Annotated in this window: 7 protein-coding genes and 1 pseudogene; all 8 read right to left on the bottom strand. The window is 67.3% G+C overall.

What is annotated here, in order from left to right; translation table 11 throughout:
* Nucleotides 1-765: pseudogene (locus BU28_RS22285) on the bottom strand (IS256 family transposase); the annotation flags it as partial.
* A 173-nt stretch (nucleotides 766-938) separates the two neighbouring features.
* Nucleotides 939-1,751 carry a CatB-related O-acetyltransferase gene (locus BU28_RS0107045; protein WP_233145084.1) on the bottom strand — a complete coding sequence of 271 codons (813 nt, stop codon included), beginning with the start codon at nucleotides 1,749-1,751 and terminating at the stop codon, nucleotides 939-941.
* A 45-nt stretch (nucleotides 1,752-1,796) separates the two neighbouring features.
* Complete coding sequence (locus tag BU28_RS0107040) at nucleotides 1,797-3,086, bottom strand: HlyD family type I secretion periplasmic adaptor subunit (protein WP_028718846.1); 1,290 nt, start codon at nucleotides 3,084-3,086, stop codon at nucleotides 1,797-1,799.
* Nucleotides 3,083-4,804 (bottom strand): type I secretion system permease/ATPase, encoded by a 1,722-nt coding sequence (locus BU28_RS0107035; protein ID WP_036762211.1) that lies wholly within the window; start codon nucleotides 4,802-4,804, stop codon nucleotides 3,083-3,085. Before BU28_RS0107035 ends, BU28_RS0107040 begins: the two co-directional genes overlap by 4 nt.
* Nucleotides 4,797-6,077, bottom strand: coding sequence for a glycosyltransferase family 4 protein (locus BU28_RS0107030; RefSeq protein WP_028718844.1), 1,281 nt, complete (start codon nucleotides 6,075-6,077; stop codon nucleotides 4,797-4,799). The genes BU28_RS0107035 and BU28_RS0107030 overlap by 8 nt, the downstream gene beginning before the upstream one ends.
* Nucleotides 6,074-8,230: a hypothetical protein gene (locus BU28_RS22280; protein WP_051577952.1), complete on the bottom strand. Its 2,157-nt coding sequence runs from the start codon at nucleotides 8,228-8,230 to the stop codon at nucleotides 6,074-6,076. The genes BU28_RS0107030 and BU28_RS22280 overlap by 4 nt, the downstream gene beginning before the upstream one ends.
* The gene (locus BU28_RS0107020; RefSeq protein ID WP_028718843.1) at nucleotides 8,227-9,468 is read right to left on the bottom strand and encodes a glycosyltransferase family 4 protein; all 1,242 of its coding nucleotides are present in this window, start codon (nucleotides 9,466-9,468) and stop codon (nucleotides 8,227-8,229) included. The genes BU28_RS22280 and BU28_RS0107020 overlap by 4 nt, the downstream gene beginning before the upstream one ends.
* The gene (locus tag BU28_RS0107015; RefSeq protein ID WP_028718842.1) at nucleotides 9,465-11,435 is read right to left on the bottom strand and encodes a hypothetical protein; all 1,971 of its coding nucleotides are present in this window, start codon (nucleotides 11,433-11,435) and stop codon (nucleotides 9,465-9,467) included. The genes BU28_RS0107020 and BU28_RS0107015 overlap by 4 nt, the downstream gene beginning before the upstream one ends.
* Between the last annotated feature and the right edge of the window lie 45 nt (nucleotides 11,436-11,480).

Here is an 11,480-nt window from a genome sequence, read left to right as displayed (position 1 = left end):
CTTCGATGACGCGTGGCAACTGGTTTGTGCCGTTGAGCTTGCGCGACTTCTTCGATGCGGCCCGGACCAGGGTGAAGACCATCAGCTTCGCGGTCTTCTGCGACAGTGCGCCCTTGGTGCGGACGGTTCGGTGTCGGACGGTGGCGAAGACGCTTTCGATCGGGTTCGAGGTGCGCAGATGCTCCCAGTGCTCGGCGGGGAAGTCGTGAAAGGCCGGCAAGGCTTCGTTGTCCCTGGTCAGACAGGTCACGCCACGCTGGTATTTGGCGGCATATTCATCCTTGAAGTCTCGATGGCCGCCAACGCCGCAGCGCGGGTTTGGGCATGAGAGATCTCGCGCAGATCGGCGGTGACAGCGGGCTGCATGGACTTGAGGAAGCAATTGAGCACATTCGCCATCTTGTGAAACCAACACCGTTGATGGCGAGTGCTGGGGAAGATCTCATCCATGGCCTTCCAAAAGCCCAGGGCACCATCGCCACCGGCCCGTTCGGGCGGCACGGCAAGGCCGCGAGACTTGAGACCGACCCGCAGTTCGCGCCAGCTTTGCGCGCTTTCGCGCACCCCGACCTGGAATCCCACGAGTTCCTTCTTTCCTTCGGGTGTGGCCCCGAGGATCACCCGCATGCACTCGGCTTGCGGTTCCATCCGGGCCTGAAGGTAGACGCCGTCGGCGCGGATGGAGACAGAGCGACGCGACGAAAGGTCGCGGCGCTGCCAGCGGTCGTAGTCCTCCTGCCAGCTTGCTGTCAGTTGCGCGATTAAACGTGCTACCCTGCATCTGGTCTCTGCCCCATTCTTGAGGCTCGGCGCCCGCCAACCGGGCGCAACCCTCGAACGGAGAATGCCGCGGGAGAGGCCACAGACCCAGTCAGATCAGGGTCCGATCATGGGGTCCAGTTATGCGGATGGGGTCCAACCTGATCCAAGGTTTACCATCAACTTGCTTGTGCCACGGGTGGGGTGAAGCGTACGGCAAGATCGGCCGCAAGCCCTTGCGAATCGCGCAGGCTCTCGGCTGTTACGACGGGTCCTTCATAGGGTTGAATCCGGCCTCCTGCGATCATGTCTTCGATCCGGTCCAGCGTGGCGTCGATATTGTCCATTGGTGCTGAAAACAGATCAAAGATCGAATAGCGCCACCATTGCACGGCCAGCAGGCGCTCGACCGCCGGTTCTGGAAAGCGGAGCCGTACGACCCGCCCAGGTGTTCCCACGACGATCGAATAGGGCGGTACGTCCCGCAGCACGACCGCGCGGGCGCCGATGATGGACCCGGCGCCGATGCGGACGCCCGACTTGATGAAGGCACCCTGCCCGATCCAGACATCGTCGCCAATCTCGGTGATCGGGCAACTCCCCTTGAAGGGACGCAGACCTTGCCGGATTTCCTCGGTGCGTTGCGGGGCTACAAGCTCGCGCCAGCCGTTCACCTGCGGGAAATAGGCGGCGCGCGATGTGGTCAGCCAGTCCGTTGGATGCTCATGCATGCCGATGACGACGCCCGCCGCGATCGAGCAATAACGCCCGAAGCGGACATTGTTGATTGTCCCGCCGCTCAGGTTGCAGAACGCCCCGATATCGATGAATGCTCCTGGCGAGACGGAGCAGATGATCGAGGTCGGCCCCTCGATCCGGGAACCAGCCGCCAGCCTGCCCGTCTGCAGAAGACCCGGAAGGCGCAGGCCGACGCGGTCCAACGCCGGAAGATCGGCATGCTTCAGTGTGAAAGTACCTTCGCTCATTTCCATCTTACCTGTTTTCTTTGCCGATTGTCGGCGCAAAAGGTTAAGAAATCATTCATCCCGCATCGCCCTTCCCAGATGCCGCAGGATCGGTTCCAGCAGATAGTCGCCCGCCCGACGCTCGCCGGTCTGGATCGCGACCTCGACCGGCATCCCTGCTGTCAAGGCAATCTCCGGCTGCTCCTCCAGAGCACCCGCATCCAGCGCGACGCGGGCCTCGAAATAGCGGCTGCCGTCGCGCGGTTCCTCCAGAAGATCGGCGGAAACATAGGTTACCTCGCCCCCAATAGTGGGAGCGACGGCGCGGCGATAAGCCGTCAGCCGGACCCGTGCCTTGCGTCCCACATGGACGGTGTCGATGGCCTCGGGTGGAAGCCGTACCTGGGCGACCAGCGCGTCGGTGTCGGGTACGACCTCCATCACCACGGCGCCCGAGCCGATCACCGCGCCAGGCGTCACGATGGGGATATCGACCACCAGGCCATCCTGCGGCGCGCGCAGGGTGCGGCGGCGAAGCACATCTTCCGTTGCGCGCATCTGCGCTTCAAGCGCGGGAAGACTGCGGCGGGATTGCGCCAGCATTTCGTTTGCTTCGGCCACGCGCTGCTGGCGAAGGGTTGCGATATCGGCCAGGACGCGCGCGCCGTCGCGTTCGTTCGCCTCGGCCAGCGCGGCATATTCGTCGCGCTCACCCTCCAGGACAGAGATGGTGCGGCCAAGCTCTCGGAGCTTCTGGGGGGTGGCGGCACCGCGCTCGACGAGGGTTTCGGTATTCGCCAGTTCCTGTCGCCAGCTTTCGATCTGGCGTTCCGAGGCGCGGGCCTGTGCGCGATTGGCTCTTGCCTGGGCCGACAGATGTTCGGCCTGGCGCATCATCGAGGCGATCTGCCCCTGATGCAGGGCAAGCCGTGCGTCGTGCAGTCCGGCCTGGGCTGCGATCCGCTGGGGGTCCGCCTCGGGGGCATTGGCGGTATCAAGGGGCGTTCCCTGTGCCTCGGCCTCCAACCGCCAGATGTCGAAGACCAGAGCGCGACGCTCGGCCTCCATCTGTGCCAGGCGCTCGCGGTCTTGGGTGGTGTCGAGCTGGGCGACCGGCTGGCCGGCCACGACCCGATCACCCGGCGCAACCAGAAGCCGGGACAGAATGCCGCCTTCCAGGTTCTCGACGGTCTTTCGCTTGCTTTCCGCAAGGATGACCCCCTGCGTGACCACCGCGCCGTCAAGCCGGGCGTAAACGCCCCATCCGCCCAGTGTGCAGACCAGGAACAGGATCGTCGCTAGCGCCGTCAGAAAGACCGGCCGATAGGTGGGCAGGATTTCGTCATCGGCTGTCACGCTCATGACATGCGCGCCTCTGCCGCGGGGACAAGCTTGCGTCGGCTGGGGCCCAGTGCCGCAAGCACCTCCGCCTTGTCGCCGTATTGCGCCACCGCGCCGTCGCGCAGCAAAAGCAAGCGATCGGCCTTGTTCAGGATCGACATGCGCTGCGCGACGATCAGCACGGCCGCTCCGCGGGCGCGGGCATGCTCAACCGCTTCGACCAGCGCCGCCTCGCCATCGGCGTCCAGCGATGAGTTCGGCTCATCCAACACCAGAAGCTTCGGCATACCGAAAACGGCGCGCGCCAGGGCGATGCGCTGGCGCTGCCCCCCCGAAAGGCGCGCTCCGGCATCGAGCAGAGGCGTTTCGTAGCCCTTGGGTAGGCGGCCGATCATTTCGTGAACCCCGGCCTGGCGGGCTGCGGCCACCACGTCCTCGATAGGCACATCGCGGAACCGCGCGATGTTTTCGCGAACCGTTCCGTCAAGCAGCAGTGGCTCTTGCGGAAGATAGCCCAGGGCGGCACCAAAACTGGCCCTTTCGTGCAGGAAGGTGGATTGCCCATCAAGGAAGATGCCCCCCGTGGTCGGTCGCCAGAGCCCGACAACCAGACGCGCCAGGGTCGATTTTCCGGCGCCCGAGGGACCGATCACGCCCACCATCTCGCCCGGCGCGATGGAAAAGCTGATGTTGCGCAGCAGGGGCGCATCCTGCCCGGGCGGCACATAGCTGAGCCGGTCGACTTTCAACTCTGCCCGACCGACCGGAACCGGCACGGCCGAGCGGGTTCTCGCCCCCTCGTGAAGAAGATCGCGCAGCCGCCGCGCCACGACCGAGGCATTGACCCATTGCCGCCAGCCATCGATCAGATGTTCGAACGGGGACAGCATGCGCGAGATGATGACCGCTGCGGCCATGATGGTGCCTGGGCTGACCTCTTGCCGAATGACCAGCGTGGCCCCGGTGCAGATCACCGCAATCTGTAGCCCGACCCGAGATCCGCGTGCCAGCGCGGCAAGGAATTTTGCCGTGGTTCCGCCCGCCTCGATGCTGTCAAGCGACATGGCCTGGCCGCGCCGCCACCGCCGCGACAGTTCGGGCAGCATGCCCATCGCCGCGATGACTTCGGAATTGCGGATCGCGCTGGCGGTGTCGGCTTGCAGCACGACGTTCTTCTGGACTGCATTTGCGGCAGGGCGGCGGCCCAGGATCTCGGTCGCCAGCGCGATCAGCGTCAGCAGCCCTGCCCCGCAAAGCCCGACCGTTCCGTAGAGCGGATGCAGCAGGAACAGCACGGTCAGCAGGATCGGCGTGAAGGCCATGTCCATCGGCAAGGTGATCGCACCCCCGGCGACAAAGCCGCGAAGTCCGTTCAGGTCGCGCATGGCGGTCGCGGCCGAGGCTGCCCCCGACTTCAACGCGTTTTCGATCGTTGCCTCGAACACTGGGCGGCCGAGCGCCGTTGAAAGCCGGGCTGCGACGACCAGCAGCAGGCGGGACCGCAGGAAGTCCAGCATCGACTGGAAGATGAACAGGAACCCCACGATCAGCGTCAGCGCGACCAGCGTGTCGAGGTTTCCCGACGAGATCACGCGGTCGAAGATCTGAGATTGGTAAAGCGGCAGCGACAGGTAAAGCAGGTTGACGAAGAAACCGACGCATGCCGCTGCCGCCACCCCCTTGGCCAGGTCGCCCAGGGCCGTGCGCCAGGGATCCTGCACCAGGCCGCCGTCACCCATGACGCACCGCCAGCCCGGCCTTGGCATTCCGGGCGAGGATCTTTTCGAACAGGCTGGCGTGCAGCCGCGCGGCCTCGTCCGCGCCCGTCGGGGGCCGGATGCCGGCATGGAGACGATCCCAGACCTGCGGGTCCATGGCACGGGTCATCGCCTCGGCCAGGCTTTCCGGGTTCGAGACGCGGAAGTGTATTCCGTCGATGCCATCCCGCACTTTTTCCGCCATTCCGCCGATGTCCGATGCGATGATCGGACGGCGGTGGTGAAACGCCTCCTGAATGACGACGGGCGCGTTCTCCCACCAGGTCGAGGGCACGATCGTCCAGTCCACCTCGCGCATCAGATGCGGCAGGTCGGCGCTTTTGTACGACCCCATGAACCGCAGGCGGCGGCCGGAAAGGCGGAACAGTTCTTTGACCTGCGCCTGAAATTCCTCGGGCTGGTGCTCCAGGTTGCCGCCGAAGATATAGAGGATACCGTCGCCCCAGGTCTTCTCGGGGATGCGGGTGACGGCTTCGACCAGGACCTTGATGCCCTTGAAGGGGTTGAGCTGTCCGAAATAGGCGAAGCGGTTGCGCCGTCCGCCCGGCGGCAGGGCGCGCGCCTGGGCGACCGGTCCGCCATCCAGGCCATTCTCGATCATCACCAGCTTTTCGCGGGGCAGGCCCCAGTCCTGAAAGCGCTTCAACAGGAAGCGCGAAGGAGAGACGAAGGCGTCGACCTGGGCAAGGAAGGATTTGATGAACAGTTCCCGGCGCAGCATGTTCGCCGCGCCGATCTGGGGAAAGCACATGCCGCAGTCCGAGGCTGAGGCCTTCATGCACAGGGCACCATTCTTGGCCTTGATCATCTGGCCGTGATGGGCGCAGATCGGCAGGAACTCGTGCAGGGTATAGACGATCGGCACGTCGCCCAAGGCGCGGCGCGTGGCGCGGATCGCCTGGATCCCGAAGCCCATGACGTGATGAAAGTTCACGATATCGGGCCGCAGGTCCGCCAGGAACCGTTCGAAATGCTGGATCAAGGCGCCCGTATCGTTCAGTCCCAGGTGGAACCAGTCGTAGTCATTGGTCCAGAACAGGGTTTCATCCGGTGCTTGGCCCAAGGACATCAGGGGCGTCGCGGCATGGCGCGCGACCGGGGGGCCGACCCCGGCGATGTAGTGTGCGTCCCAGCCCGGCTGTCGCTTCATCGCCTGGAACAGGTTGTAGGATGCGACCTGTGCCCCGCCGATGGAAAAGGCCGGGTGGGCATGGCTCAGCACAAGGGCTTTCATCCGAGTCGGTCTCCGCTGACGGTGAACGCCATCTTGCCCGTCAAAGATGAATCAACCCTTTCCAGCAGGCGAACGATTGCATCGGTGGGGCCGGGAAGGTCCTCAAGCGCCCAGAAATCGACGCTGCGCGATGCCCAGGTGCCGAAGCCCTGGTCGTGCAAGCGGCGGGCAAGGTCGCGGTGGACCATCGCATCGGAATAAAGCTGCCCCGAAAAGCCCCCTGCCGCAGCCATCGCCTGGCGGTCGATCAGGGCAAGCTGGGCCGCGCCGGCGGGCATGGGGCGCGGCGCGCCGCGGATCATCCACCCCAGCGGATAGCCCAGCATGGGCGTGCTGTTTTCCTCGGTCGCGCCTTCGCCGCCGTAAAGGATGGACCCATCCTCATAGACCAAGGTGGGCGAGATCAGGCCGGGCGTGCCCAGCCCCGCAAGCTCGTCCTCTAGCAGGTCGAGCCAGCCAGGCGTCGCGGGCAGGGCCGAGGGCTGCCAGAGCAGCACCCGCGAGCCCGCGGCATGGGCAAGCCCAGCCTCGACCCGGGTGCAGAAATCGGTCTGGTCCGGAACCAGAAGCAGCCTGCCGCGAAGCCCGTAGAAGGCGAAAAGATCCTTGAGCCGCGTCGGAACACCTGCGGCTGCGGCCCGCGCCATCACGATCACCAGATCAAGCCGGTCTGCCTCGGGTGTCCCGGCCAGAAGCGCCATCATCGGTTGCAAGTGGTCAAGCTTGCCAAGCGGGACAATGGCCGCGATCTCTCCGGCCTGAGTGGACAGCGGAATCGGTCGCTGCGGGGCGCGGTTTTTCCGCTGCCGCGGAGGAAGCCGCGCCAGGAATGGCGCCAGCGCATCCTCGATGATCTGGTCAAGCGCCGGATCGTGCAGGGGAATGGCCGGAAGGATATGCGGCAACAACTCACGCCCCTCGAGCCGGGTGATCTTCAGCGGGCGGAACAGGCAGCTGCCATCGTCAAGGATCAGTTCCAGATAGAATTCCTCGTCCCCCTTGCGCGGGCCACCCGGCGCGAAGGCGATGAAGCCATGCATGGTGTCGGCGGGATCGAGCAGGCGCGCAAAGCGGGGATCGGCCGCGAAGCCATCGTTCAGGTCGGCGCGAGGAAGCGGGTTCCAGCGGTCATGCAAAGGCGCATAAAGCCCGGTCGTGCTTTTGATGATGACGCGTTCGACCCGCCGCAGCGGGTCCAGCAGCCAACCCATCGCCAGAAGCCCGCCCAAGGGCGCCTCGAACACCGCATCGAAGGCGGCGGCCACCGGCAGGAGGGTCGACGACAGGGTGTCGGTACCCTGATAGCGGGGGCGGCAGATGCGCCGGAAAACGCCCGCCGCATCGGCGTCGCAATCCAGCCGGGGCAGCATGTGGCGGACATGATCGGTCGCGGCCTCGCCACGCAGCCTGAGGACCGCGCCGCGCACCACCTCAAGCCGCTTCAGGATGCCGTCCTGTTCATAGAACAGGCAGTCGAGCGTCTCCAGATCGGCCCCGCGCCAGTCCAGGCTGAACAGGCAAAACCCCGTGCCCGGCGGTGGGATGTCGTCGCGTGGAAAGACGGCGGCATTCGCGTTGCAAAGCTCCAGCGGGCCGTTCAGGCGGGCCAGCCGCTGGGGACCTGGGGCCAGCGCCATCGCCCAGCCCTGGGCGAAAAGACCGCCCGTATCAGGACAGGCGAGGATTTCGACAAAGCCGCCGGCCTCCGACGCCATGGACAGGAAGGCGGCCCCGAATTCGTGGTCGCTGCCGCGTGTCTCGCCGGTCGCGGACCCGGCCAGCGCCTCGGTCAGGAACTCGAACACCTTTCGGCTGTTCAGGCCGCTGCGGCGGACGAATTCCGCCAGCGGTCCCGGTGCGACATCCACGGCGCGCGGCGTGGCGATCTGTCGTTCGTCGCCGCCGGGGCCACGCAGCCGGCCGGTCCCGACCAGCGGCGTTTCGACAAGCGCCAGCCCGGCGCGCCCGTCCTGTGCGGGCCAGCAGGTCGCGCGCCAGGGCGCATCCCCGCAAAAGCCGCGCCGTGGCAGTGCGCTGCCCAGCTGCGACAGCGCCAGAAGCGTCCGCCCGCCGGGCAGGATGATCGCCAGATCGGGGGTCAGCACCGCGTCTTCGGGCGGGGCTGCGAAAAAGGCGCCGTCGGCGGGGCTCATGCCGAAACCTTTCGTGAGAGGGTGCGATAGATGTCCAGATGGGCGTCGACAAAGGCGCGATAGGCGTCATCCCTGTGCCGGCTGCGCTGCGCCGCCGCCATGCGCGCATGGGCTGTCGGATCGCTGGCGGCGGTGCGCATCGCCTCGGCCAGGGCGCGGGGATCGCCCGGGGGGACATGCAGGCCGGTCGTGCCATGCGCCACCATCTCGGCCATGCCGCCGATGCCCGAGCAGATCACCGGCAGGCCCGCCGCGCGGGCCTCCAGCACCACCAGCGGGGCGTTTTCCCACCAGAGCGACGGCAGGACCAGCCAGTCGGCGCGCGCCATCAGCGCCGGCAGATCCGCGCGGTTATAGGGGCCATGGTGGGCAGCGTTGGGGGTCGCTGCAAGCGCCTCGGCGAACTCGCGGCGAAACCCGGCCTCGGCGTGGCCCAGCCCGCCGTGCAGGTCCAGCGTAAGCGCCTCTCCCGCAAGGCGGGTCGCGGCCATCAGGGGCAGCACGCCCTTGTGCGTGGCGATATTGCCGAAATAGGCGAAGCGGTCGGGATTTGCACGCGGACCGCGCTGCGGGTGGGGCGCAGGCTGAACCTGGTTGGGCAGGACGGTGATCCGGCCCGCGTCGAGCCCCCAATCGACAAAGCGTTCCGCCAGAAAGCGCGACGGCGCGATGAAGACATCGACCAGCGAAAGCAGCGCCGTCAGATGCGCCTTGCGCAGCAGATGCGCTGCGGCGGGCATGTCCGGGTAACAGCGCCGGCAGCGGTCCTGCCCGGGATTTCGGCAGCGCGCACCTTCGGGGACCGTCAGCATCAACCCGTCGTTCGGACACAGGATCTGGTAATCGTGCAAGGTCAATACGATGCGCGCCCGGGGCGCGAGGCGTCGCAGCACCGCCAGCACCTCGGCCCCGATCCGGTCCAGCCCGTGCAAATGCACCACGTCGGGGCGGACATGGCCCAACAGCCGCCCCATCGAGGCGACCCATTCGGTGCCATCCTGCCGCAGCATGGAAAAGCGGTCATAGCGCCCGGTGCGCAGCAGGTGATCCCCGCCCTCCAGGCCCAAGGCTCCCGGCGCGTCGCTCGGGCGCTGCAGCGCGGTGGTCGCGGCCAGCAATCGCGTCCGCACCCCCGGGGTCGCATCCAGCGCGCGGGTCAGGTCATGGGCCAGGATTTCCGTTCCGCCGCTTGTATAGGCGGGGTGGTCATGAACGATGTGCAGCACCTGAAGGGTCATGCGCGATCCCTTTCCATCAAGGCAAACCCCGCCTCGGCCAAGGCGGTGGTAAAGGCGCCGGGCGCCGGTCCAGGGCCGAACCTGCGAAACGGTCGGCGCGTTTCGGTCCGGGCGCTGCCGCTCAGGGCCGAGGCGATCCAGAGCGCCGGATCGGGGTGCGGCGCGGCCTTCAGCAGCCGCGCGATTCCCGCAGGCCCAAGCGCCAGACAGTCGACCAGCGGTCGGCGGACCGGCCGGCCCGAGGCGGGCAGATCCGTGGCCGGCAATCCACGGCGGGGATCCTCACCCTCTTGCGTCGCGGCAATCGAGCCGTCGCTTGCCAGCAAGGCGGGGGCCAGGGCCTCTGGCTGGCGCAGGCGCCGCAGCCAGAAGGGCAGCCAGCCCCGGCCCTCGGGCAGGACATCGGCGCCCAGCAGCAGCGTCGGAACCTCTTGCGCTTCGGCCAGGGCAATACGCAACCGCTCGGCCACGCTGGCGACGCCGGGTAGCAGCACCAGCCGATGCGGGATGCCATAGATCGCCGCGGTCTGGGCCAGCGCATGACGCGCGCCTGCCGCCAGCGGTCCGTCGGTCATGGTGCAGATCACCTCGACCGGCGCGCCCTTCCCCTCGGCCAGGATCATGGCGGCGCGCGCCCGGATCATGTCGGCCGATTCGCCGATTGCAGTCACGATCTGCAGCCCGCATTTCTGCACGGGGCCGAAATACTGCGCGACGGACGGCGGCGTTGTGCGGCGAAAGCCGGCCCGGGCCCGGGCCAGCGGCGGCAGGACATCGGCGCCAAGCGCCCAGGCGTCCTCGAAACCTGGGGGGATGCTGCCGTCGTAGGCCGCGACCGGCGCCTCCGCCAGATTGCGCAGATGACCGGAACGGTACAGCACGCGAATGCGGCAGGTGTCGCGGGCCCGCATCTCGCCCGGCAGATCGGCAAGGCCTGCCAGGATCGTTGTCCCGTCGACCCCATGCGCCGGCGTCAGCGCGGCCTGCCGACCCTGCCGCTCAAGGATCACCTTGCGGATCAGGCGTGACGGGTCCGTGAGCACCAGGGCATGAAGCAGTCCCGAAGGCAGCGCCGACAGATGCCGGATCGCGATGCGGGGTTCGGTCAGCCCGCTGGCAGGACGGCGCCCCGTGGCGACCACGTCGGTCCCGACGCGCGTTGACAGCCAGTCGCGGCAGTCCTTTCCACGGTCCCGCAGCCAGGCCGCGGCCGGCTGGTGGCGCAGCGATCCGCCTCCCGCGCCCAGCCGAAGCGGCGCATCGGCGAAAGCCACGATCTGCGCGGGGGCAAGACCGCGCGGCAGCAGCACATGCAGCAGCGTCCCTTCGAACAGGCAATCGAAATCCTTGAACGGGACCGGGCGACCGTCCTGGATCGTCACGGCATTGCCGGGGCCGCGCAGGCCGGCAAGACCGGGCGCGACATAGCTGACCAGCGCCCGCCCCGCGACCTGCGTTTTCGCGATGGGGGCAAGGGCCGGAATGTTGCAGAGGTCCATCAGATGCAAGGCGGCCTCGGCAAGCCCCGCCTGTGCCTCGGCCGCGAAAAGCGAGGCTCCGGTGGTCAGCATCATCCGCAGCAGCCGGCACAGGCCCGGCGCCGAAAGCTGCGCGGCCAGCGTCGCGAGATCGCCTTGCGGCGCCTGCAGCCAGCCGGGGTCGATCTCGGCGGCCGGCAAGTCGTTCAGGCGCAACAGCAGGTGGCGCGTCAGCACGGCTTCGAGCCCCTGCGGAACGAACAGCACATGCCGCGTGCCCCCCGACCTCAGGCCCAGTTCCGCCGCGATAAAGGGGCGCGGGACGGGCTCGCCGTCCTGTTCCGCCTGCATCCTTTCGCGCCGTCCCCCGGGCCGGTCGAAAAAGATCGCGCTCAGCGACGGGCCCAACGCGACCGCCATCGCCTCGTCAAGGCGGGCGGGCAAGCGCGGAACCGGCGCGCGCAGCGTTCGGTCAAGAGGGATGTTCATGCCCTGGCACCTTGGACGAAGGGATGGAAAGGAAAGGTCCGGGCA

Origin of the sequence: Paracoccus yeei ATCC BAA-599 (assembly GCF_000622145.1) — a bacterium.
In the GTDB taxonomy this organism is placed as follows: Bacteria; Pseudomonadota; Alphaproteobacteria; order Rhodobacterales; family Rhodobacteraceae; genus Paracoccus; species Paracoccus yeei.
Note: the sequence above shows the minus strand (reverse complement) of the source record. Positions and strands in the feature narration are given on the sequence as shown.